The organism is Mycobacterium gordonae (genome assembly GCF_001417955.2).
Lineage (GTDB): Bacteria > Actinomycetota > Actinomycetes > Mycobacteriales > Mycobacteriaceae > Mycobacterium > Mycobacterium gordonae_B.
The window spans coordinates 353,086-377,306 of the sequence record NZ_LKTM01000001.1; the positions used below are offsets into that span (position 1 = coordinate 353,086).

20 protein-coding genes and 1 riboswitch are annotated in these 24,221 nt (G+C 66.4%); of the genes, 12 read left to right on the top strand and 8 right to left on the bottom strand.

Going from position 1 to position 24,221, the window contains the following annotated elements; translation table 11 throughout:
* Positions 1–25: 25 nt before the first annotated feature.
* Complete coding sequence (locus tag AO501_RS01675; protein WP_055576021.1) at positions 26–250, bottom strand: hypothetical protein; 225 nt, start codon at positions 248–250, stop codon at positions 26–28.
* A 71-nt stretch (positions 251–321) separates the two neighbouring features.
* The gene (locus tag AO501_RS01680) at positions 322–720 is read right to left on the bottom strand and encodes a nuclear transport factor 2 family protein (RefSeq protein WP_055576022.1); all 399 of its coding nucleotides are present in this window, start codon (positions 718–720) and stop codon (positions 322–324) included.
* Between the two features lie 47 nt (positions 721–767).
* Here AO501_RS01680 and AO501_RS01685 point away from each other — a divergent pair, with 47 nt between their 5' ends.
* Positions 768–1,634, top strand: a complete 867-nt coding sequence (locus AO501_RS01685) for a rhomboid family intramembrane serine protease (RefSeq protein WP_055576023.1) — start codon at positions 768–770, stop codon at positions 1,632–1,634.
* 110 nt (positions 1,635–1,744) lie between these two features.
* Positions 1,745–2,206: an SRPBCC family protein gene (locus AO501_RS01690; RefSeq protein ID WP_055576024.1), complete on the top strand. Its 462-nt coding sequence runs from the start codon at positions 1,745–1,747 to the stop codon at positions 2,204–2,206.
* A 6-nt stretch (positions 2,207–2,212) separates the two neighbouring features.
* On the opposite strand, the gene AO501_RS01695 is transcribed toward AO501_RS01690, so the two are convergent.
* The 4 genes from AO501_RS01695 to AO501_RS01710 are packed head-to-tail and all read right to left on the bottom strand — an operon-like array spanning position 2,213 to position 6,902.
* Positions 2,213–2,983: an SDR family NAD(P)-dependent oxidoreductase gene (locus AO501_RS01695; protein WP_055576025.1), complete on the bottom strand. Its 771-nt coding sequence runs from the start codon at positions 2,981–2,983 to the stop codon at positions 2,213–2,215.
* A 1-nt stretch (position 2,984) separates the two neighbouring features.
* A complete protein-coding gene (locus AO501_RS01700) occupies positions 2,985–4,568 on the bottom strand; it encodes an AMP-binding protein (RefSeq protein ID WP_055576026.1) in 1,584 nt (527 codons plus the stop codon).
* A complete protein-coding gene (locus AO501_RS01705) occupies positions 4,561–5,307 on the bottom strand; it encodes a GntR family transcriptional regulator (RefSeq protein WP_055576027.1) in 747 nt (248 codons plus the stop codon). Before AO501_RS01705 ends, AO501_RS01700 begins: the two co-directional genes overlap by 8 nt.
* A complete protein-coding gene (locus tag AO501_RS01710; RefSeq protein ID WP_371934981.1) occupies positions 5,304–6,902 on the bottom strand; it encodes a gluconolaconase in 1,599 nt (532 codons plus the stop codon). Before AO501_RS01710 ends, AO501_RS01705 begins: the two co-directional genes overlap by 4 nt.
* A gap of 137 nt (positions 6,903–7,039) precedes the next feature.
* Between AO501_RS01710 and AO501_RS01715 the strand changes: the two genes are divergently transcribed.
* The 8 genes from AO501_RS01715 (at position 7,040) to AO501_RS01750 (ending at position 17,526) form a co-directional block, all read left to right on the top strand.
* Complete coding sequence (locus AO501_RS01715; RefSeq protein ID WP_055576029.1) at positions 7,040–7,903, top strand: SDR family NAD(P)-dependent oxidoreductase; 864 nt, start codon at positions 7,040–7,042, stop codon at positions 7,901–7,903.
* A gap of 11 nt (positions 7,904–7,914) precedes the next feature.
* Positions 7,915–9,276, top strand: coding sequence for an aromatic ring-hydroxylating oxygenase subunit alpha (locus tag AO501_RS01720; RefSeq protein WP_055576030.1), 1,362 nt, complete (start codon positions 7,915–7,917; stop codon positions 9,274–9,276).
* Positions 9,273–10,451, top strand: a complete 1,179-nt coding sequence (locus tag AO501_RS01725) for an LLM class flavin-dependent oxidoreductase (RefSeq protein ID WP_055576031.1) — start codon at positions 9,273–9,275, stop codon at positions 10,449–10,451. Before AO501_RS01720 ends, AO501_RS01725 begins: the two co-directional genes overlap by 4 nt.
* Entirely contained in the window at positions 10,448–12,280 is a 1,833-nt protein-coding gene (locus AO501_RS01730) for a flavin-containing monooxygenase (protein ID WP_055576032.1), read from the top strand. The genes AO501_RS01725 and AO501_RS01730 overlap by 4 nt, the downstream gene beginning before the upstream one ends.
* A complete protein-coding gene (locus AO501_RS01735) occupies positions 12,277–13,212 on the top strand; it encodes an SDR family NAD(P)-dependent oxidoreductase (protein ID WP_055576033.1) in 936 nt (311 codons plus the stop codon). Before AO501_RS01730 ends, AO501_RS01735 begins: the two co-directional genes overlap by 4 nt.
* Positions 13,205–14,395, top strand: coding sequence for a CaiB/BaiF CoA transferase family protein (locus AO501_RS01740; protein WP_156452249.1), 1,191 nt, complete (start codon positions 13,205–13,207; stop codon positions 14,393–14,395). Before AO501_RS01735 ends, AO501_RS01740 begins: the two co-directional genes overlap by 8 nt.
* A 92-nt stretch (positions 14,396–14,487) precedes the next feature.
* Positions 14,488–15,294: an enoyl-CoA hydratase-related protein gene (locus tag AO501_RS01745; protein ID WP_055576035.1), complete on the top strand. Its 807-nt coding sequence runs from the start codon at positions 14,488–14,490 to the stop codon at positions 15,292–15,294.
* 234 nt (positions 15,295–15,528) lie between these two features.
* The gene (locus tag AO501_RS01750; RefSeq protein WP_055576036.1) at positions 15,529–17,526 is read left to right on the top strand and encodes an acyltransferase family protein; all 1,998 of its coding nucleotides are present in this window, start codon (positions 15,529–15,531) and stop codon (positions 17,524–17,526) included.
* Here the strand turns inward: AO501_RS01750 and AO501_RS01755 are convergent.
* The gene (locus AO501_RS01755) at positions 17,523–18,179 is read right to left on the bottom strand and encodes a class I SAM-dependent methyltransferase (RefSeq protein ID WP_055576037.1); all 657 of its coding nucleotides are present in this window, start codon (positions 18,177–18,179) and stop codon (positions 17,523–17,525) included. The two genes, AO501_RS01750 and AO501_RS01755, sit on opposite strands and share 4 nt — an antisense overlap.
* A 73-nt stretch (positions 18,180–18,252) precedes the next feature.
* Positions 18,253–18,425: riboswitch (M-box (ykoK) riboswitch) on the top strand.
* A 211-nt stretch (positions 18,426–18,636) separates the two neighbouring features.
* On the opposite strand from AO501_RS01755, the gene AO501_RS01760 reads away from it, so the two are divergent.
* Positions 18,637–18,819, top strand: a complete 183-nt coding sequence (locus AO501_RS01760; RefSeq protein WP_055576038.1) for a hypothetical protein — start codon at positions 18,637–18,639, stop codon at positions 18,817–18,819.
* Positions 18,820–18,902: 83 nt separating this feature from the next.
* Positions 18,903–20,651, top strand: a complete 1,749-nt coding sequence (locus AO501_RS01765) for an NRAMP family divalent metal transporter (RefSeq protein ID WP_055576039.1) — start codon at positions 18,903–18,905, stop codon at positions 20,649–20,651.
* Between the two features lie 12 nt (positions 20,652–20,663).
* On the opposite strand, the gene car is transcribed toward AO501_RS01765, so the two are convergent.
* Positions 20,664–24,173: a carboxylic acid reductase gene (gene car, locus AO501_RS01770; protein ID WP_055576040.1), complete on the bottom strand. Its 3,510-nt coding sequence runs from the start codon at positions 24,171–24,173 to the stop codon at positions 20,664–20,666.
* Between the last annotated feature and the right edge of the window lie 48 nt (positions 24,174–24,221).

Below are 24,221 nucleotides of genomic sequence, written 5' to 3' on the forward strand. Positions count from 1 at the left end.
GAAAGGGGTCTGGTTGAAGACCGCCCTACAAATATCGGTGGTTTGCCCTGCCGACGTGGTACCCGGCCGGGAATGACTTCTCGATGACCTGGAGGTGGTGGTCCACCCTGGACTCCAGCTCAAGGACTACGCAGCCGTCGCCGACGGCCTTGGATTCGAGAACGATGTACCGCTGGCCGCCGTCGGTGATCGGGTCACCTGAATGCAAATTCTCGACGGGCACCAATTCGGGGGTTCCGTGTGACTCCACGTTTGTCACAGTAGGTCAACTCGCCAGGCGAGGAAATAGTCTGCCCAGCGGGTCGCAATGTTCGGCGATCGTCAATTCGTGGCACCCGGGGGCGCGGACCCGGGCTGCTTGAAATACACGCTGACGCGCGAGATCAACCCGTCCAGCGCCCCGTCGTCCTGTCGTTCGAAGAGTAGGCACTCCGGCCACTCGACATCCACGCCGTCGAATTCGAAGGACTCGGTCAGCTCGACGAAGGACCGGTTGCCGACGTGCGACACGCGGCGGATCCGCAACCGGTGACCTTTCAGGCGGTTGGTGGTGATGTCGCGCAAATAGGCGACGTACTCGTCTCTGCCTTCGATGACGTCGCACCACGGTCCCTCCCGGACCAGGCCGTCATCGGCAAGGGTGGCAGCCACGCCGTCCCAGTCGTGGGCGGCCAGACATGTGAGATAACGCTCGATCACCCCGATGCTTGGCTGTGTCATAGCTCCCAGTTCACGCCGATTCGGCGGGCGACCGCAACAATGGGTGCGTGACCAGCCCCAGCCCAGCGCAGCTGCCGGCCGACGCGCCGACGTGTTATCGGCATCCCGACCGCCAGACGTACGTTCACTGCACCAGGTGCGAGCGGCCGATCTGTGGCGACTGCATGCGCAGCGCCGCCGTCGGTCACCAGTGCGTGGAGTGCGTGCAGGCCGGCGCCCGCACCATCAGGCCCGAGCGGACGCGCTTCGGCGGTCGGGAGCGCGCTGGAGCACCGGTCATCACCTTTGCGCTGATCGCCGTCAACGTGCTGGCGTTCGTCGCCGAGATGGCAGTCGCGAATGCGCAGCGGGATTTTGCGCTGTGGCCGCCGGCGGTCGCCTTCTACGACGAGTACTACCGGCTGGTGACCTCGGCGTTCCTGCACTACGGCCCGACACATCTGCTGTTGAACATGTGGGCGCTGTATGTCGTGGGCCCGCCGCTCGAAATGTGGCTGGGCCGTTTGCGATTCAGTGCGCTGTATGCGGTGAGTGGCCTGGGTGGTTCGGTGCTGGTCTACCTGTTGTCCCCGCTCAACACGGCGACGGCCGGCGCGTCGGGGGCGGTGTTCGGCCTGTTCGCCGCGACGTTCGTAGTAGCCAAGCGGCTCACCCTCGACGTTCGCTGGGTGATCGCGGTGATCGTGTTCAACCTGGTCTTCACCTTCGTGGTGCCCCTGGTCAGCTCGCAGCAGATCAGCTGGCAAGGACACGTGGGCGGACTGGTCGCCGGTGGGTTGCTCTCTGCGGCGTACGTGTACGCGCCGCGGCAGCGACGGGATCTCATTCAAGCATCGGCGACGGTCGCCCTGCTGGTTCTGTTCGCTGTGTTGATCTGGTGGCGCACGGCTTCGCTGCTCGCCCAATTCGGCTGACCGGTTTCCTCGCGAGCAGACACAAAATCGCCCTTGGAGCGCCCGCTCCAGGGCGATTTTGTGTCTGCTCGCGGTAGGAGGTGAGGTGTCCGCGCAGTAGGTTGATCGCTATGAGCTGGTGGGTCGCTCACGCCGAGCGGACGTTGACCGAAGAGGTGCCCGCGCCGCCGAACGAGGTTCGCGACTACTACGTCGACCTGGACAACATCCGACTCGTGCACCCGCTGATCGTGTCGGTTGAGCTGCTGTCCCGCACCGAGACTGCCGACGGCTACCGGGTCAGTTATCAAGTGGTGGATCGGATTCCGTTGGGTCCGGTCGCGATGAAGGTCACCTACCGGGCCCGTCTGCACGTCCCGGTGGACGGCGACGTGCACACCGAAGCCGACCAGTCACCAGGGGTGCGGCTGCGCGCAACGGTGAGCTTCGAGCCGATCGAAGGCGGCACCCGCGTCACCGAGCACATAAGGTTCGCCGCGCCCCGGCCGCTGGCCGGGTTCACCGTGCGCGAGGCCGTGAAGGCGCACGCCAAGATGCTCTACGGCATCCGGCGTCATTTCGAATTGCGTTGACGGGGTTCAGGTCTGCCATTCGGAGTTCAGCGCGCGCTCGGAAAGATACCTGGTGGCGCTCCACCCGCCGTCGACGACGATGGTCTGGCCGTTGATGAAGGCGCCGCCGGGTGAGCAGAGGAAGGCAACCGTGGCGGCGACGTCGTCGACGGTGCCCAGCCGCTGGTGCGGCGTCATCTCGACGTTGATCCGCCGGAATCGCTCATCGGCCAGCCGGTGCTCGGTCATTGCGGTCTGGATGACGCCGGGAGCCACTGCGTTGCAACGTATTCCCTGAGACCCGTACTGGCAGGCGATATGCGTGGTCATCGCGGTGAGCCCGCCCTTGGCCGCCGAGTAGGCACCACCGCGCATGCCGCCCACCACCGCGAACGTCGAGGTGATGTTGACGATCCCCGAGCCGGGCCGCAGGTGCGGCAGCACCTCACGCACCAACCGGAACGGGGCGCGCAACATCAAGCCCAGGAAAAGGTCCAGGGATTCGTCATCTGTCTCGTGCAGCGGACGGGGGCTGCCTTTGCCGGCGGCGTTGACCAGGAAATCGACTTGGCCCCAACGGGACAGCGCGGCGTCCACGATCCGGCGCGGCGCGTCGTCATCGACGAGGTCGACGGCCACGGTCGCGACCCGCTCGGGATCACCGATGGCGTCCGCCAACCGGGCCAGCCTGCTCTCGTCCCGTCCGGTCGCCAATATCGCCATCCCGGCGTCGGCAAGCCTTGCCGCGCAACCGAACCCGATGCCGCCGGTCGCGCCCGTCACGATCGCCACCTGCATGTCAGTGTTCCGTCTTCATCAGCGCCGCCTTGATCTGGTGCTTGAGCACCTTTCCTGCGTCGTTCTTCGGCAGGTCGCCCCAGATGACCACCTGCTCAGGAGCTTTGAACCGCGCGACGCCTGATGCTCCCAGAAAGTCCAGCAGGCTCGCCACATCGGGTTCCGGCGTGCCGGTCGGGACGACGACGGCGCAGGCCCGTTCGCCGGTGCGCTCGTCCGGCAGCCCGACGATGGCGACCTCGGCGATGCCGGGATGGTTGGCGAGAACGTCCTCGACTTCCTTGGGCGAGATGTTCTCGCCGTTTCTTATGATGATGTCCTTGGCTCGTCCGGTGACCACGAGGTAATCGTCGTCGACCCAGCGCGCCAGATCACCGGTGCGGAAGTACCCGTCGGAGTCGAAGGATACGTCGTCGTCTTCCGGATGAAGGTAGCCGACGAGCATCTGCGGCCCCCGGACGCGGACTTCACCGTCCACCAATTTCACGTCGGCAAAACCCGGTCGCCCGTCGGTATCGGCCGCGTGATCGCGATCGTCGGGCGAACCGACCGTCGTCACCGGAACTTCGGTCGAACCGTATACCCGGGTGACAACGGTGGACGCGAAATATGCTGCTGCCTTTCTGATCAACGCCGGGGCGACCGATGCTCCACCACAGATGAACACCTTCAGCTTCGGCAGGCGGGTGTCCGCGCGCTGGGCCGCGGCGAGCAGTTGGTCCAGAAACGGTGTGGCACCGGCCATGTGCGTACAGTGTTCGGCCGCCATCAGCCGCACGGCGGTGTCGGCATCCCAGCGTTCGATCAGCACCGCGGTGACGCCCAGCAGTAACGGGGCTTCGAAGGCGTAGATCGACCCGCCGATATGCGCGATCGGAGACGCCACCAGGAACACATCGCCCGGCTCGACCAGCCAGTGCCCGCCGATCTGGCGCAGCAGTGCATGGATCGAATTATGGCTGTGCAGAACACCTTTAGGGCGACCGGTGGTGCCCGAGGTGTACAGGATCATGCGCACGGCATCGGCGTCCAATGCAGGGAGCGGCCCGGCGGCAGCCGCCAGCGAATCGAACGGGATCTGGCGGGCTCCACACTCCCCGCGCAGCACCACGACATCCGGCGGGGACTCCAGCTGCGCTGTGACACTGCGCAGCATCGCCGCGAAGTCGTGACGGCCGAACACCGACGGAATGAACACCATCCGGCTGTCGGCGTCTTCGAGGATGAACCGGAGTTCCCGGTCCCGCAGCGACGGCAGAATCGGGTTGACGACCATGCCGGACATCGTGGCGGCCAGGTAGATCACCGCGGCCTCATGCCAATTGGGCAGCATGAACGACACCACGCTGCCCGGCGGGATGCGTGCCAGCAATGCCCGGGCCAGTGCTGTCGCCTGCCGGTGCAGGTCCAGGCACGTCAGGCGGTGATCGCCGTCGACCAGGGCAACCCGCTCGGGTGTTCGCTCGGCGGCCTCGCGCAACGCATCCGCCAAAGTGCCGTTGACCCACCATCCCTGTGCGTAGGCGGCTGCGGCCCGCTCGTCATCCCAGCGAAGCCATCGCCCGCCGACCAGTTTCCTAGCCACGTACTCGCCGCATTGTCATCGAGTGCCGGAATCGCGATGCGGGGTGCGTGTTGATGGTCATCTGTGCCACCCGATCGTCCGACGCGCGGTAGGTGCGCTGCACCTGTAACGCCGGGGCTCCGGGTTCGACATCGAGGGTCGCGGCGAGCTCGGCCGACAGTAGCACCGCGATGATCTCCTGTTGCACCTCAACGATACTGAGGCCGAACAGGTCTTCGATCAACGGGAAGATGGGGCCTTCGTGGCGTTGCAGCAGGCGACCTACCGCCGCGAACTCGCGGTTGATGTAGTACTCCGTGCGGCACAGCGCCGACCCGGACTCGGGCTCGACGGCCTGGCGCGCGCCACGAACCGACAACCACTGCTCACCCACGGCCAGACCTGTTCGCCCGGACAGGTCCTCGTCGACGCTGACCATCGCCACCGACTCGATCACGAACCGGGTGCCGGACGCGAAGTCCAACAGATCATTGATCGACATCACATGCTGCACATAGGAATCCGCCGAAGGGCGTGGCACCACGAGCGTTCCGGTACGCGGCCGCGACGAAACCAGGTTGTCGTCACGCAACCTGCGCAGCGCCTCCCTGACGGTGTAACGACTGACCGCGAACCGCTCGCACAGCTCGTGCTCGGTCGGCAGCTGGGAGCCCACCGGATACACCCCGTCCACGATCTCCTTGCGTAGCGTGCGGGCCACCTGAAGGTAGCGGTGGTCGGCCACTTTGGCTTCGGTCATCGTTGTGGCCCTTCGTCATTCCGGCGCAGCGCCAGCACACTGCCCTCGGCGTCGGCGGAAATATAGAGTGTGCCGTCGGGCCCGGCGGCGATCCCCGCGAAGTGCCCCTGCGGTCCGGAGAACGGGGGCATGCCGCGCAGCGGCTTGGGGATGACGCCGGCCGGCGCGCCGACCGGCAGGTCCGCCGCAACGGTGACCCGGGTCCCGGTGTCCAGATCGATGCTCAGGAGTTCTTTTGCGCCGGAATCGACTACGTAGACCTGCCGGTCCGCCACCAGCAGACCTTGCGGTTGCTGCAGGCCCTCGACCAACGGTCGCGCGTCACCCAGCCTGAGCACCCGTCCCGCCCCGGCCTCGGAGACCAGGCAGGTCCCGTCGGCGGCCGTAGCCACACCGACGGGCTCGTGCAGGCCCGATGCCAACACCTCTACTTCACCCGCCCGGACGCTCAGCACCCGGCCGGCGCCCAACTCGGCCACCACCACGGCGCCGCCGGGCGCCATCGCGACACCGTAGAGCTGATCGAAACCTTTTGCCAGCACTTCGCTTTCGCCGGTCGCAGGCCGGTAGCGGGCAAGCTCTCCGTTGGAGGTGGTGACGATGAACTCGCCGGGCCCCGCCGGTACCAGGCCGCGCAGGAATCCGGGATAGCCGGGAGTGAACAACATGCCGGCGGTACGCAGCACTCCACCGGCAAGCTCATAGAAGTAAGTCCCGTCGGCGATGTAGAGGTTGCCGTCGGGGCCTACCGCCAGGTCCAGCGGCCAGTTCAACCCGCCACCGAGCACCGTCCGGGTCTGGCCGTCGGCCAGAATCTCGGTGATCTCGCCGGTGAAATTCGAGACGAGCAACCGGTTGCCCACAAACGTCAGGTTGTCCAGGCCGGGATTCAACTGCGCCAGGACATCACGCTGCCCGGTGCGCGGGTCGATGCGCAGCACCTGGCCGCTATGGACCTGGGTCGAAACGAGATAGCCCCCGGCATCGAACTTCACCGCATCCGGCACGCCCAGATCGCCCGCCACGACTTGCGGGTCGCCGCCGTCGGGGTCGATTCGCCAGATCTCGTTGGCGCCCATCACCGGGAAGTAGAGCAACCCGTCCGGACCGACTTCCATCGCGTTCGGTGACGGGACGTTCTCAAGCAGCACTCTCGGCGCGCCGCCGGCGCGGTCGAGCTCCAGCAGACGTCCCCCCGCGCGGCATTCGCCGACGAACAACCGGCCCTGGTGAACGGTGATGCCGTTGGCGGACGGCAGGTCGTCGCGGAGCACCCGGATGTGCCCGGCGGTGTCGCGCAGGCTCACCCTCCCGTCCATCACCTCGGTCGCATACAGGTTGCCCTCGGCATCGAACGCCACGTCGTCGGGCGCGATGATGTCACCGCCCTTGGCGCTCACCGTGTCGAGCTGACCGGTCTGCAGGTCGAGTGCGCTGATCTGACTGCCGGTCACCTGCGCGATGTAGACGCGGCCGTCGGGGCCGGTGCGCAGACCGTTTGCCCCGAACAGGCGGCTGGGCCCGGTCACTCGCGTCAAGGTCCAGCCGTCCGCAACCTGCGGTGGCCGTGCGGCGCTGTAGCGAGCAGCCTTCACCGCTCGGACGATAGCAATGCCGTGCTGGTCCAGACAATAGTGACCGGCAAGTACACCGGCGCCCTTGACGCGCGGGCTGCGACCAGAGAATCATGCTCTCTAATGAGTGCACGTCATTATCATGTCCGGACAATTGGATGAGTGCGACCCAGTTGGGCCTGGCCGGGCGGGTCATTGTGGTGGCCGGCGCCGCCGGCGGCGGGATCGGCACCACGGTGACGCGCGTCGTCGCGGAAGCCGGTGCGACCGTGGTCGCGGTCAGCCGTGGTCGCGCAAACCTCGACCAGCACGTGGGTCCGCTGATCGACGAGGGCCTGCCGGTGGTCCCGGTGACCGCCGACGTGTCCACCGATGACGGCGTGGCCTCCGTAATGGAGGCCGCCACCCGCGCCGAGGGTGAGCTCTACGGCCTGGTCAATGTCGCCGGCGGCGCGGATCCGTCGACCTGGATGCCATCCACCCGGGTGACCCGGAGCGACTGGCGAAATCTGTTCACGCAGAACCTCGAGACGATGTTCTTCATGAGTCAGTCGGTGGCCGCCGAACTCAAGCGCCGCAGGCTTCCCGGCTCGATCGTGTCGATCTCATCGATCAGCGGAATGAATACCGCACCGTTCCACATCGCTTACGGCACCGCCAAGGCCGCCATCGTCGCGGTGACCCGCACCATGGCAGCCGAATTGGCGTACGACGAGGGTGGGCAGGCCATCCGGGTCAACGCGGTGGCACCCGGCGTGACCGCCACCCCTGCGTCCCAGACCTATACCGACGACGATCCGGTCCGCGACCGTCAGGCCATCGCCGTGGGCCGGCGCGGCCGCACCGACGAGGTGGCCGGCGCCGTGTTGTTCCTGCTTTCGGACCTTTCGACCTACGTCACCGGGCAGACGTTGCTCGTCGACGGCGGCCTGAATCTCAAGTGGGGGCATCTGGGTGCCGACAACACCTCGCTGTTCCTGAAAGACGAATCCTTCCGCACGGCGATCAAGCAGTGGGACTAGCAGGAGGTGCAATGGACGACGACCTGAGCGCTCCGGTCACCATCGGCGTGGAGGCCTACCTCTCGCGGGACTATGCCCGCGCCGAACGAGACAAGTTGTGGCGCAGGGTGTGGCAGCAGGTGGGCCGGGTGGAGGATCTCCCCAGGGTGGGCAGCTACCTGACCTACGACATCCTTGACGACTCGATCCTGGTGGTGCGCACCGGTCCCGACACCTTCAAGGCCCACCACAACGTATGCGTGCACCGTGGGCGCCGCCTCGTTGATACCCCCGCCGGCGCCAAAAATGGTTGCGGACAAAAGAAGTCGTTCGTCTGCGGCTTCCACGGCTGGACCTACGACCAGGACGGCACCTGCATTCACATTCCCGAGCAGGCCGACTGGCAAGGTGCGCTTACCCCGGAGAACACGCACCTGAGCATGGTGAACGTCGACACCTGGGGCGGCTGGATCTGGATCAACATGGACCCCGCTGCCGAGCCGCTGCGCGACTACCTCGAACCGGCCGCGACCATGCTGGATCCGTTCAACCTGCAGGACATGCGCTGCAAATGGCGAAAGTGGTTGCATTTCCAGTGTAATTGGAAGGTCGCGATGGAGGCCTTCAACGAGACCTACCACGTCGCGACCACGCATCCGCAGTTCAACAAGTTCGGCAACTTCCGGGGTTGGGCGGCCGCGCACGGCAAGCACAGCAACATCGGCTACGACGCGCCGAAGGATCTGGCCGAGACCAAATCCAAGATCCGGCTCGGCACCGGGGCCGACCCACGCGTCTCGACCGCCGAAATGCAGCTTTACACCCTCGAGGAGACGAACGCGACCACCACCAGGACGCTCGTTGACGCGGCAGTGCGACTTGTCGACGAACTACCGGAGGACGCCCCGGCCGATCAGGTGCTCAGTCACTGGCTGGCGTCGGCACGCAAAGACGACGAAGCGCGCGGCGTGACCTGGCCGACCATCGACCCCGAGCACCTGGCCAACAGCGGAACCGCCTGGCAGATCTTCCCGAACTTCCAGATCGGCCAGGGCATGACCACCGCCCTGTGTTATAGCGCGCGCCCGCACGGCTACGATCCCGACCAGTGCATCTTCGAAGCTTCCTGTTACGAGCTCTACCCGAAAGGCGAAGAGCCGCAGACCGAATGGGTGTACGCACCACCTGATGACCCGAACTGGCGCAGCGTTCTGCCGCAGGACTTCTCCAATATGGCCGCGGTGCAGCAGGGCATGAAGTCGTTGGGATTCCGCGGGCCCAAGCCCAACCCGTACATGGAACGCAGTACCGCAAACCTGCACCACAATCTCGCGAAGTACATGGGGACCGGCGCCCCGCAACAACTGGCAACAGAGACGGAGATGCAACGATGAAGGTCAATCTCGGCTTCGGAGCGCACAATTCGCAGGACTGGGAGCGCGTGCTCGCCGGCGACTTCGGTCGGCCACCGGCCACTCCGGACTGGGAGTGTGTGCAGGGGACGCTGGCCATCGCGGATCTGGCTGAGCCACTGGGATTCGACGGCATCTGGATGCCGGAGCACTGCGGAACCCCATATGGCATGACACCCAACCCGATTCAGGCGCTGAGCTATTTCGCGGGCCGCACCGAACGCATCGGCCTGGGCACCTTCGTCGTCGTGGCACCCTGGTGGCATCCGGTCCGGCTGGCCCATCAGATCGCCTATCTCGACATCATCTCCACCGGGCGGTACAACACCATCGGGATCGGGCGCGGAGTGTCCAAGGGCGAGTTCGACGCCGTCGGCGTGCCCCGGGAGGAGAGCCGTCAGCGGTTCAACGAAACGTTGGACATCCTACAACTCGCACTCTCGGGTGAGCGATTCGCCTACGAGGGCGAGATTTTCACGGTGCCGGAGATGTCGCTTCGGCCCGAACCGCGAAGTGGCGACCTGTTCTCCCGCATCTACAGCTCGTCCTCGACCGCGGAGTCGCTCGAGATCCTGTCCCGGCGCGGCATGGTGCCGCTGTTCGTGGGAAACAAGCCGATCGAGGATGCCGGCCGGGAGGTGCAGCAGGTGAACATCTTCCGGAAGGAGGAGGGTTTGCCGCCGTGTCAGCCCAAGAACGTGATGTTCATGTACTGCACGCCGGACGCTCGAGAAGCCGCCAGATCGGAGGAGTGGATCTGGACTGCCAACCGCGATGTCACCGTCCACTACGGCTTCGCCGATGCGGCGAACTTCAAGGGCGTCAAGGGATACGAGGCATATGCGGCACGCGAGGCCACTGCCACCGCCGTCCTGGCCTCCTCGGTGACCGCCGATGCCAAGGGTGCCCCGAAGACTCCCGGGTATCACGCCTCCAACCTGTTGATCGGCACTCCGGAAGAGATCTACCAACGGATCGTCGCGGCGCAGGAAGCGTGCTCGTTCTCCGAGCTGACGATCGTCCCGCAGTTCGGCACCATGCCCTACGACGAGGCGATGGACAGCACGCGCCTGTTCGCCGAAGAGGTGCTGCCCGCCGTACACGAGATGGCCGCGCCACTGCATCCCGCTGCGTTGCCGGAGAACGCGCTGGCATGACCGAGGACTGCCCGCCCACCGTGACGCCGGACGACATCGACCTGCCCGCGCTGCGCGAGAAGTACCGGCAGGAACGTGCGAAACGATTGCGGCCGGAAGGTTCTCGGCAGTACATCGAACTGGTAGACGAGTTCGCCGGGTTCTACGAGATCGATCCATACTCGCCGGACCTGGTACGTGACCCCATCTCCGCCGACATCGATGTCGCGGTCCTGGGCGGCGGCTTCGGGGGTCTGCTGTGCGCCGCGCACCTGAAGAAGGCCGGAGTTCAGGACGTCCGCATCATCGAACTGGGCGGCGACTTCGGTGGTGTGTGGTACTGGAACCGGTACCCCGGCCTGCAGTGCGACAACGAATCCTACTGCTACATACCGCTGTTGGAGGAGCTCGACTTCATTCCCAGCAAGAAGTTCGCCGACGGCGCCGAGATCTACGAACACTGCCGGCGCATCGGAAAGCATTACGGTCTCTACGATTCCGCCCTGTTCTCCACCCAGGTGCGGGCCCTGCACTGGGACGACGAGATCCAACGTTGGCGGGTCAGCACCAATCGTGACGACGACATCCGGGCGCGGTTCGTGGTGATCGCTTCAGGACCGTTTCACCGGCCGAAACTGCCCGGCATCCCCGGCATCAAGGAATTCGGCGGGCACAGCTTTCACTCCTCGCGGTGGGACTACGGGTACACCGGGGGGGACGCGACCGGCGGGCTGGACGGCCTGAGCGACAAACGGGTCGCCGTCGTGGGCACCGGCGCCACCGCGGTGCAGATCGTGCCTTTCCTGGGCCGTTATGCCAAGCACCTGTACGTGTTTCAGCGCACTCCGTCGTCGGTCGGGGTGCGGAACAACACGCCGACCGACCCCGAGTGGGCGAAGTCCCTGCAGCCGGGCTGGCAGAAGGAACGCCAGCGCAATTTCCACAGCTGGACTTTCGAGGGAATGGCACCGGGCCAGCCGGATCTGGTCTGCGACTTCTGGACGGAACTGGGCCGCAACACGGCCACTCGGGTCCTGGCACTGCCGGATCCCGCGGCGATGACTCCCGAGCAGTTCATGGCCATCCGCGAGGAGGAAGACTACAAACTCATGGAACGGCTGCGGCGCCGTATCGAGGACGCCGTCGATGACCCCGAGACCGCGGAGGCCCTCAAGCCCTACTACCGGTTTCTGTGCAAGCGGCCGTGCACCAACGACGACTACCTTCCGACGTTCAACCGGCCGAACGTGACGCTGATCGACGTTTCCGGCAGCAAAGGGGTGGAGCGGGCGACGGCAAAGGGGTTGGTGGCAAACGGGATCGAATACGAGGTCGACTGCATCATCTACGCCAGCGGGTTCGAGATCACCACCGAACTGCGCCGCCGCTACTCCATGGAGGCGATCGAAGGTCGCGACGGCTTGTCGCTCTTCGACCACTGGCACGACGGGTACCGGACATTGCACGGGATGACCAGCCGCGGCTTCCCCAATCAGTTCTTCACCGGCTTCACCCAGGTCGGGATCTCCGCCAACATCGCGGCGAACTATGAACTGCAGGGCGAGCACATCGCCTACATCATCGCCGAGGCTCTCAAGCGCGGCGCGACGACGGTGGAACCCACGCAGGAAGCACAGGACGCGTGGTGTCGGACCATCCGCGAGACCGCGATCGACAACAGCCAGTTCGACTTGGAATGCACGCCAGGCTATTACAACAACGAGGGCGGCGGCACCGAGGGAATCCGGTCGCACCTGGGCGAACCATACGGGCCGGGCTTCTACGCCTTCGGTGACCTGCTCGAGCAGTGGCGGGCCACCGGTAACCTGGACGGCCTCGAGCTGAGATGACCGAACTCCGATACGACAACCGCGTCGCGGTGATCACCGGCGCCGGACGGGGACTGGGCCGCGCGTATGCCCTGATGCTGGCGGCCCGGGGGGCCAGGGTCGTGGTGAACGACACCGGCGGCACGCTGGCCGGTGACGGCGCGAATACCGCTCCGGCGCAGCAGGTTGCGACCGAGATCGGCGCCGCCGGCGGCGAAGCGGTGGCCAGTTGCGAGTCCGTCACCACCGCCGCGGGTGGGCAGGCGATCATTCAGACGGCGCTCGATCACTTCGGGCGAATCGACATCCTGATCCACAACGCCGGCACGGTGCGGCGCGGGTCGCTCAAAGAGCTGAGTTACGAGGATTTCGACGCCGTCCTCGACGTGCACCTGCGCGGCGCCTTCCACGTGGTGCGCCCCGCCTTTCCGTTGATGTGCGCCGCCGGCTACGGCCGGATCGTGCTGACCTCCTCCATCGGCGGCATTTACGGCAACCATGGCGTCGCCAATTACGCCGCCGCCAAGGCCGGTCTCATCGGTCTGTCCAACGTCGTTGCACTCGAAGGTGAGCCAGAGGGAGTGCTGTGCAACGTCATCGTGCCGTCCGCCGTCACGAGAATGGCCGAGGGGCTGGATGTTTCGGCCTACCCACCGATGGAGCCCGAACTGGTGGCGCCCGTGGTGGGCTTTCTCGCGCACGAATCCTGTCCGGTCAGCGGTGAAATGCTGATCGCCATCGCGGGCCGGGTGGCCCGCGCGGTGGTCGCCGAGAGTCCGGGCGTGCAGCGTTTGTCGTGGACCATCGAGGACGTCGCCGAACAGCTGTATGCGGTACGGGACCTCAGCGCACCGTTGGTCTTCCCGGTGGTGCCGGACGGGCATGCCGAGCACATCCGGTACAGCTTCGAGTCGGCGGCGTGGGCGATCAAGGAGAATGCCCACCATGGTTAAGTCGGGTTCGGGTCCCCTGGCGGGCGTACGCGTCGTCGACCTCACCGCCATGGTGATGGGTCCTTACTGCACCCAGATCATGGCCGACATGGGCGCCGACGTCATCAAGATCGAGCCGCCGCAGGGTGACGACACCCGGTACGTCTCGGTCGGCCCGGCACCTGGCATGAGCGGCGTCTTCGTCAACGTCAATCGCGGCAAGCGCGGAGTCATCCTGGATCTGAAGTCCGATGCCGGCCGAACCGCCCTGCATGCTCTGATCGAAGGCGCCGACGTCTTCATCCACTCGATGCGTGCGGCGGCGATCGGCCGGCTCGGGCTCAGCTACGCCGAAGTCGCGGCCATCAACCCCACGGTCGTGTACACCAACTGCTACGGGTACAGCCGCCGCGGGCCCAATCGGGACCTGCCGGCCTACGACGACACCATCCAGGCCGCCTGCGGATTGCCGTCCGTGCAGCAGCAACTGACCGGCGAAGCCAACTACGTGGGGACGATCGTGGCCGACAAGGTCGCCGGTCTGACTGCGCTCTACGCCACGATGATGGCGCTTTTCCACCGGGAACGCACCGGTGAAGGGCAGGAAGTGGAGATCGGCATGTTCGAGGCGATGGCGTCGTTCATGCTGGTGGAGCACGCCAACGGCGCGATATTCGATCCGCCGCTGGGTCCCGCCGTCTATCCGCGCACGGTGGCGCCCAACCGGCGGCCGTACCGCACCAGCGACGGCTACGTCTCGGCCCTGATCTACAACGACAAGCACTGGGCGGCCTTCACCGATGCCGTGCGGCCGGACTGGAACGACGAGCGCTACGCCACGCTCGAGGGACGGGCAAGTCAGATCGACACCGTATATGCGCTGCTCGCCGGAACATTCGCCCAGCGCACGACCCGGGAATGGCTGGACCTGCTGCGCGAGCTGGAGATACCGGCGTCGGCTCTGTCATCCCCGGCGGCGTTGTTCGACGATCCGCAACTGGAGGCGGTGGGCTTCTTCGAGACGGTGGACAGCCCCCACGGGCCGGTGCGTTTCCCGGGGGTTCCGACGTGGTTCTCCCGCACCCCCGGCGGAGTCGCGGGGCCGGCTCCGGACTTGGGCGCACACACCTCCGAGGTGCTCAGCGAATTGGGATTGACCTGCATCGATGCGGGCGTCGACAGCGCAGCCGCCGGGTCGGCATAGGACCGTGACTCCGCTACATTGATGGATCGTATGCATTGATGTATCTTTCGGGCAGGGGCCTTTTGGCTGGGGCAGACGAAGGGAAGACGGGCATGCGCAACTACGGAGCGGAGTTGACGACCACGGTGCAGGGGCTGTCGGTCGGTCGAGCCGACGGTGTGTTGTCGGTGACCTTCGACCGGCCGGAGAGCCTCAACGCGCTCACGGTGCCGGTGTTGTCGGGTCTGGCCGACCTGTTGGAGGCCGCGGCTGCCGACCCTGGTGTCAAGGTGGTGCGACTGGGCGGTGCGGGGCGCGCATTCTGCGCCGGGGCCAGCATGAACGTCGACGACTGGCACGGCGCCGGCTCGGCGATCAACTTCGGCGAGGAGGGCAATCGGGTGGTGCGCGCCATTACCGCGATGCCACAGCCTGTCGTCGCCGTCGTGCAAGGCCCGGCCGCTGGTAACGGCATCTCGTTGCTCCTGGCGTGCGACCTGGTGCTGGCGTCCGAGACGGCCTATTTCACGCTGGGGGTGACCCGAATGGGGCTGATGCCCGACGCCGGCGCTTCGGCCTCACTGGCGGCGACGGTAGGCCGCGGCAGGGCGATGCGCATAGCGCTGCTCAACGAGCGGCTGTCCGCGGCCGAGGCGCTGGCCTGCGGTCTGATCAGCGCCGTTCACCCGGCAGAGCTGCTCGATCGGGAGGCAGCCAAGGTCATCCGGACGCTGTTGGCCGGTCCCTCGGCCGCTTTCGCGGCCACCAAGGCGGCGATCAACGCGGCGAGTCTGGACGGGATCGAGTTTGCGTTCGAACGTGAGCTGCACGGCCAGGCGATTCTGATGCAGTCGGACGACTTCATCGAAGGCGCCTCGGCCTTCCACCAGCGCCGGCCTGCCGCCTTCACCGGCAGCTGAGCGGGACGCGCGGAAATCCGTTGCGGGTCTTCGGTATTTCCGCGTGTCGTGCCGCGATTCTGACCGCGTCGCCCCTAAACTTTCTCGGATCAAGAGGAGGGGCAGCGACGTATCGGCATCAAATTCGGCGCCGGACGAGGACGTGGTCAGGGCGCGCTGACAGCGAACACCGAGCCGGGCGGAAAGAATCCCGCACCGGCACGTTCTGCACCCAAGTCCCGCTGGGTTGCACCGTTGCGGCGGACCGGGCGGTTGGCGGCGTGGGACCGGGGGGACCGGCCTAGCGGTATCCCCGCTCTCGATGGACTGCGTGCCGTTGCCGTAGGCCTGGTTCTGGTCGGGCACGGTGGCGTTCCCGGTGTCAGCGGCGGGTTCATCGGCGTCGATATCTTCTTCGTCCTCAGCGGATTCCTGATCACCTCGCTGTTGCTCGACGAACTGGGCCGCGGCGGTCGCATCGACCTGACCGGCTTCTGGATCCGGCGCGCCCGCCGGTTGCTGCCTGCGCTGGTCCTGATGGTCCTCACCGTCGGCGTGGCCCGCGAATTCCTGCCCTACCAGTCGCTGGACGGCTTGCGCGGAGACGCGATCGCGGCTTTCGCGTGGGTGGCCAACTGGCGGTTCGTGGCCCAGAAGACCGACTACTTCACCCAGGGCGCGCCGTCGCCGCTGCAGCACACCTGGTCCCTCGGCGTCGAGGAGCAGTACTACATCGTCTGGCCGGTGGTGCTGATCGCGGTCACGCTGTTGTTGGCCGCGCGGGCGCGGCGCTACTTCGCCAAGATCACCGTCGGCCATGTTCGGCTGGCCGCCTTCGTGATCGCCACGCTCGGTGCGGTGGCGTCGGCCGCTGCCGCCATCGTCTTCACCTCCGACACCACCCGCGACCGGATCTATTTCGGCACCGACACCCGCGCGCAGGCTTTGCTGGTCGGTGCCGCGGCATCGGCTCTCCTGGTCAGGGACTGGTCGGCGCTGAACCGGGGCTGGTGTCTGATCCGGACCCGGTGGGGACGCCGGATCGCGCGGGCGCTACCGATTGCCGCCCTGGCCGCGCTGGCGGCCCTGACCCATTATGCGACCGGTAGTGCCGGCGAGTTCCGGCACGGCCTGCTGATCGCGGTGGCCATTGCCGCGGTTCTCGTGGTCGCGCCGGTGGCACTCGAGCAGCGCGGGATACTGGCGCGCGCGCTGGCGTGGTGCCCCCTGGTCTGGCTCGGCGCAATCTCCTACGGCGTCTACCTCTGGCACTGGCCGATCTTCCTGGTGCTCAACGGCGAACGCACCGGATGGTCGGGGCTCGGGCTGTTCGCGGCGCGCTGTGGCGTCACCTTGGCGGTGGCCGGGGTCTCCTACTGGGCGATCGAACAACCCATCCGGCGGTGGCGGCCGCAGCGCGTCCCCTTGTTGCCGCTGGCCGCGGCAACCGTCGCCAGCGCCGCCGCGGCAACGATCTTGGTGGTGCCCGTCGGGACCGGGCTGCACGAGGTGGGCTTACCGCCCGGCGTGTCTGCGGTGGCGGCGGTTTCCCCGTCGCCCCCCGCGGCGGGCCACCCCGCGCCGGGGCCGCGAGATCCCAACGCGCCGTACACCGTTTCTGTATTCGGCGATTCGATCGGCTGGACGATGATGCACTATCTGCCGCCGACGCCCGGATTCCGGTTCCTCGATCACACCGTCATCGGATGCAGCCTGGTGCGCGGCACGCCCTACCGCTACATCGGCCAAACGCTGGAGCAGCGACCGGAATGCGACACCTGGCCCGGACGCTGGGCCAACCAGATCGCCGCGGACCGGCCGGATGTCGCGCTATTGGTCATCGGCCGCTGGGAGACGGTCGACCGGGTGAACGAGGGCAAGTGGACTCATATCGGCGACCCGACGTTCGACGCGTACCTGAACTTCGAATTGAACCGTGCGCTGGACATCGTGGGATCGACCGGGGTGCGGGTGCTGGTCGCCACCGTGCCCTACAGTCGCGGCGGTGAGAAGCCGGACGGACGGTTGTACCCCGAGGACCAACCCGATCGGGTCAACCAGTGGAACACCATGTTGCGCAACGCGATTGGCCAGCGCCCTAACGTCGGCATCGTCGACCTCAACAAAAAGCTCTGCCCGGACGGCGTTTACACCGCCAAGGTCGACGGCATCAAGGTGCGCAGCGACGGCGTGCACCTGACTCCGGAAGGGGTCAAGTGGATGTTGCCGTGGCTGGAAGAGTCGGTTCGCTAGCCGGTCCAGCAGCTCAGTTCCATGCTGTCGGTATCCCGTACCGGGAAATTGAAGCTCACGTAGCCGTTGCCGGGGTCTCGCACGTAGTCCAGATACGGCCTGAGATCCGGTGACTCAGTGTTATCGGCGACCACCACCGCGCCCGGCGACAATGACGGTTGAAGGAGTTCGATCACGGGCTGGTACAGGTCTTTCCAGCCGTCGAGCAGGACGAAGTTCACCGGACCGTCCACTTCGGCCAGGGTGGACAGCGCGTCTCCCGGCAGGATGGTGATGACGTCGTCCAGCCCTACCTCGGCGAAGGTTTGTTCGGCCGCGGCGATTTTGGTCTCGCTGAGCTCTGTGGTCACCACGCGCCCGGTGCCGTTGTCCCGCACGGCCGCCGCCAGGTGGATCGCGGAGATACCGAAGGACATCCCGAATTCCACCACCGTTTGCGGACGGGTCGCCCGCACCAGGGCATAGAGCAGTTGGCCGGCTTCCGGTGTCACCGGGATGTAGAACTCGCTCATCGCCTCGGTGCGCTCGGCCGGCGTCATCGGACGTTCGAAATCGGCTCGCCGTTCCTGCAACTGCGACATCTGTTCGCGCGCGGCGGTGTACATCCGCGCGAGCGTCGAGGCGACTTCGGGCTCCTGCAATGTGTTCGGCATACCGCTGACAGTAGGCGCTCTGCCGACCACCGCGTTTGACGTGCTGCGATCGCAGTGCCACCATGGGAAGCTGCAAGCACCTCGGTAGGTGAGGCGTCTGCACGGATACAGGCCACTGACCCCGAACGTCGAAAGACGCCCCGGGTCAGGACAGCTCTTCCCGGCTTAAGGGTTGAGCCCAAGTGGCTTCCGGTCTCCAGCCGGATACGCCGTGCAGTGCCAAAGCTCCGACGAGAGGGGTGCGCCCGAGAATCGGGCATTCGCTTCTCGCTGTGTGGATGTGGTGGCACCCCCGTGTGTCCCGGCTGTGAGGAGGTGAGGGCGTGATGAGTACCAGTCCAGGCGATAGTCCGTATCTGAAATCCATCCTGTCCCGATCCGGCTCCGGCATATCCGTCGGCTGATGCCACGCTGCGAATGACGCGAGCAGGTCGGGCTCCGAAGTCAGGAGCGAACAATGACCATGCTGACCATGAACCTCGTTGTGCCACAGGCCGATAACCGTACCGGTCATCGGCAATCTGTGCTGCGTGCCGGCCGCCGGGCGGTGGCCAGGCTGACCGCGCTGATCGACATGACCCCGCAGCAGCGGGCGGACCGGTACGTGGCAGGAATGCCGATCGCCGTGCTCGGCAGCTAACTTCCGTCCCACCCAGGGCGCGCGGCGGGCACACCTCGGTGCCCGCCGCGGGGCCCGACTCTGTTCAGATAGCGAGAGATTCGATGGCATCGATCACCACCCGTGGCCGCGGCAGCCGGTCCGCGGCCGAGCCCGCTGTGCTGGACTCGGCGCACACCGGCGACATCGTCGGCGCTTTCGGGCGTATCGGGCACGACCGGCACGACGGCGAGGGCGCCACCACACGCGGGCGTTGGCACCGATTGCGCACCCTGATGGTCATCAGCGGTCCAGGACTGATCGTGATGGTGGGCGACAACGACGCCGGCGGTGTGGCCACATACGCGCAGGCCGGCCAGAACTACGGCATGGCGCTGCTGTGGACGCTGACCCTGCTGATTCCCGTGCTGTACGTGAACCAGGAAATGGTGTTGCGGTTGGGCGCGGTCACCCGGGTCGGCCACGCGCGCTTGATCTTCGAGCGCTTCGGCAGATTCTGGGGCGCCTTCAGCGTCGGCGACCTGCTGGTCCTCAATGCCTTGACGATCGTCACCGAATTCATCGGCGTGGCACTGGCACTCGGATTCCTGGGCTGCCCGAAGATGATCGCGATCCCGGCAGCGGCCGTGCTGTTGTTCGCCGTGGTGGCCGGCGGGTCTTTCCGGCGCTGGGAATCGATGATGTTCCTGCTGATCGCGGTCAACGTGGTGATCATCCCGATGACGCTGCTGGTGCATCCCAGCTGGAAGGGGACCGTCGGCGGGTTGATGCCACAGTTCCCGGGCGGGCTCGACTCCACGCTGCTGCTGTTGATCGTGGCGATTGTGGGGACCACGGTCGCGCCGTGGCAGTTGTTCTTCCAGCAGTCCAACGTCGTGGACAAGCGGATCACCACCCGCTGGATCGCCTATGCGCGAGCCGATCTGGTGCTCGGCATCGTGGTGGTGATGGTGGGAGCGACGGCATTGATGGCGGTGACCGCGTTCGGACTGGCCGGAAGCGGCGCTGTCGGCAACTTCACCGACGCGGGCGCGGTGGCTACCGGCCTGGCGAATCACGCCGGCGGCGCCGTCGGTGTCCTGTTCGCGGTCCTCCTGCTGGACGCATCGTTGATCGGGGCGAACGCCATCGGGCTGGCCACCACCTACGCCGTGGGAGACGCGCTGGGAAAGCGGCACTCACTGCACTGGAAGGTCACCGAGGCGCCCTTGTTCTACGGGGGTTACGCTGCCCTGCTTGCGGTTTCGGCCGCGGTTGCGTTCAGCCCGGACCATGTGCTCGGCCTGGTGACCCAGGGCGTCCAGGCGCTCGCCGGTGTCCTGCTGCCGTCGGCGACGGTTTTTCTGGTGTTGCTGTGCAACGACCGGGCTGTCCTGGGCCCATGGACGAATACCGTGCGGCAGAACATCGTTGCGTGGACCATCGTCTGGTCTCTGGTGTTGCTGTCGCTGGCGCTAACGGTGGCGACGTTCTTCCCCCACCTGTCGACGGCGACCATCGAGATCGGCCTGGCGGCCGGAGCAGTGGCGGGGCTGGTGGTCGGCGCCGTGGTGATCATCGCCGGCCGCCGGCAGAATGACCTACGCGCCGCGAGGGCCGTGGTCCAGTCTTTGGGTGGTGCCCTGAATCCGGAGGATGTCGACGAACTCGACGACGCCGCGGTGCTGACGCGCGCCGAGCGCCGCGCGGTCCGCCGGCAGGATCGCGCGAACTGGCGCACCCCTGAACTCGCCAGCCTGGCGCGCCCGGTGATGTCGCCGGCCCGTCGCGCGGGCCTGTTCACCCTGCGCGGCTACCTGGTGCTGGCGGTGGCTCTGGTCGTCGTCAAAGTCGTCCAGGCAGGCTTGGCCTGACCCGCCGGTCGGTCAGATGATGCACAGCAGCTGCAGGTCGGCGACGTACTTGTCGATCAGCGTCGCCGACAGATGCGGAATGTCGTTGTCGACACCGATTTTCGCGTTACGCACCGCCGCGCGGAACACGTCGGTGGGCGCCGGCGCACCATGCAGCGCATCCTGCGGGTGGCGGTAGGCATCGAGCAACGGCAGCAGCGAGAACTGGCGTTGCCGGTCCGGCAGTGCCCGAAGAGCGGTCGCGAAACGGTGCAGCCACTCGTCATAGTCGGCGATCCGCTGAATGTCGTGGCCGGCGTCGATCAGCCAGTCCACGAACACGTCCAGGGAGATGCCGTCATCATGCGGGTTCATCACATCGAACGAGCGGAATCCCGGCGTCGCTTCGGCGGCCGTCAGCTCACCCAGTGTGGCGACGGCTTCGGCGACGAAATCGGCGGGCAGCCCGTCGTAGTGGGCCCGGGGGCGGCTGCCGTCCGCCCGGTAGAAGCTGCCGGGCGCGATGCCGGCGACCAGCAGGCTGAAGATCAACCGCGTGAACGCATCTGGAACATTGAGCTGGCCGGCGAAGTGGCTGTGGGCAAGGATCATGTCCGAGCGGAAAACGGCGACCGGCAGGCCACACAGGTCGTGCGCGTAGCGCAGCAACACCTCACCCGCCCACTTGCTGTTCGCGTACCCGCTGGCGTAGCTGTCATCGACGGGCCGGACAGGACTGACGGTACGGATGTCACCGTCTTCGGCGAAGGCATCGACGGACATGGCGACCGCGACCGTCGACAGATAAGTGATCGGCGTGATGCGCCCGCTGATCGCGAGCCGGATCAGCTCCGCAGTGCCCACCACGTTGGGCCCGAACAACTGGTCGTAGGGCAGGACGTGGTTGACCAGCGCCGCGGGGTGCACGATCAGATCGACGCGATCGGCCAGCTGTCGCCAAACATCCTCACTCAGACCGAGATTCGGCTCACCGATGTCGCCGGCAATCACCTCGAGGTGGTCGGCGGCCAATGTCTGGAATCGTTGCAGTAGCTGCGGATCACCGGAGCGGAAGACGTCTTCGAGGCGCCGGAAGGCCGCCTGCGGGTCGGTGCCCCGCACCAGGCACAGCAGACGTCCGCCGGTCTCGTTGAGCCGCTCCAGCCATTCCAGCGCCAGGAAGCGGCCGAGGTAGCCGTTGGCGCCGGTCAGCAACACCGTCTGCGGTGTCCCCGTCGCCCTCGGTAGAGAACCGGCGGCGGACAAGGTGGCGGCGTCGATGAACTTGTCCAGGGTCAGGTCTGCTGCCCGCACCTCGGTGGCCCCACGGCCGTGCACGGCCGCGAATGACGGCCGCTTGGAACCGGATTCGCGGTGTTGCGCGATGTGATCCGCGATGTGCCGCAGCGAGCTGGTGGGCCCGATGATCAGTGCGACGGGCACCTCGACGCCGAAGACGTCCTGCAACAGATTGGAGAAGGTCAATGCTGACAGCGAGTCCCCGCCGAGATCCATGAAGTGTTCGTCCGGTTCCGGAGCGCCGCCGACCAGACCCAGCAGCGCCTCGGCGGCACGCGCCACCGTGTCGAGGACGGGCCGGTCCGGCGCGCCGTGCCGCAATGAGCGCAGTTGCGCGTCACGCGTGTCGGCGAGCTCTGCGTACAGTTGTTCCAGCTGTTCTCCGTAGCGCTCCTTGAGTTTCGGGCGCAGCAGCTTGCCCACCCCGGACAGCAGTCCGTTGTCGGTGCTGAACGGCTCGCGCTCGATCAGGAACTCCGCCGGCACCTCATAAGACTGCAGCTCGGCGAGTTTGGCTGTCTGGCGCAGGGATTCGCTCAACGCCGCGCGGATGGCGGCGTCGTCGTCCGGGAACCGGCCGAGCGCTTCGTCGGTCGGGACGACGACGGCAAGCAGATAGGGACGTTCGCTGTTGCCGTACAGGAAGATCTGCCGGACCAGGGGTGCGGTGGCGAATATCGCTTCCAGGCGGGCGACCGCGACGAACTCCCCCTGTGCCAGTTTCAGCACGTTGTTGCGCCGGTCGACGTAGGTGAGCCGGTCGGGACCGATTTGTGCCATCACGTCACCGGTGCGGTAGTAGCCCTCGGAGTCGAACGCGGCGGCCGTGACGTCGGGACGCTGGTAGTAGCCGGACATGGCGGTCGCCGACTTCACCAGCAACTCGCCGCGCGGATAGGGTTTGTCGGTGCGGAAGTAGCCGAGTTCGGGAACGTCGACGAGCTTGTAGTCGATCACCGGCGGTTTCGTCACCACACCGTCCTTGGTGACCATGCCGACCTCGGTCAGGCCGTAGCCATCCAGAAGATTTACGCCCAAACAGGTTTCGACGAACGTCTTCATCTCGGCGGCCAGCGGCGCGGTGCCGGTGAAGCTGGTGAGGACACGCCCGCCGAGCACCTGCTCGCGCAACTCGAGGTAAGCCTGTGCCTCGGCCTCGGCAACGGACACCCCGTCGAACACGCGCCGGTCGACCGCACTCTGGTAGCGCTGGTAGAGCATCTCCGCCACCCGCGGCACCAGACCCATCTCGGTGGGCCGCACCAGATTCCAGTCCTCGAACAGGGTGGACAGATCACTCTCCGGCACAAAATAACTGGTGCCCCCGGCCTGGAACGCCGTGGACAGCGGTATCCGGCCGCCGAGGTGGTTCAGCGGCATGAAGTTCACGTTGAACACCGGCACATCCTCGCGGTCCGGCATCAACTCGTTGGTCCAGATCTTGGCCACCATGCGCTCGGAATACATTGCGCCCTTGGGCAATCCGGTGCTGCCTGAGGTGTACATGATCATGGCCAACCGCTGGTCGTCGCCGCCGGTGTACATCGGTTGGGGCGGCAGGGTACGACCGCGGGCGATGACCTCGGCCAGTGTCTCGATGTGCACCGTCATGCCGGCGGCGGTCAGCTTCTGTCGCGCCCGGGCGAGGCTCTCGCGCTGGTCGTCGATTTCGTCCCGGTAGTCGAAAACCACGAGGCGGCGCACCGATGTGCTGCCGATGGCGGCGTCCACCGCCAGGTCGAGATAGTCGGCGCCGGCGGCCAGGATCTGCGGCTGCACCTCGGCCAGGATGGGCTGTAGCCGCGCGGCCGTGGTGTTGTGTTGCAGCGGCACCGCGACCAGTCCGAGGTACCCACTGACCAGGTCGACGGTCAGGTAGTCCACGCTCGCGAAACCGACGGTGGCCACGAAGTCGCCCGGTGCTACCGGGTTGGCGGGGTCGCCTTGCCAGGCGGCGGCGATGGCCGCAACGTCAGACCACAGTTCGCCGTAGGTGATGGTGTCGAACCGCGGCAGCAAGGTGCCGACGGTGCGGCCGGTTACGGGATCGCTCGTCAGTCCGCGCGCCCGCCAGCCCATCGCGGGGCGATCGGCGTAACCCCGCACCAGCGTCTCGATCACTTGCGGTAACCGCAGTTCGGGTTGCCGCGCGGCGGCCCGGACGCCGGCATCGGGCCGGGCCTGCCGGAACTGTTCGTCCTCAGTGAATAGCTGGGCTAGGCGTTCCTCGTGCGGACTGCTCATGGTCAGCCTTTCGTTCCGGAGACTCCCAAAAGGCAACCGGCGGGCAGC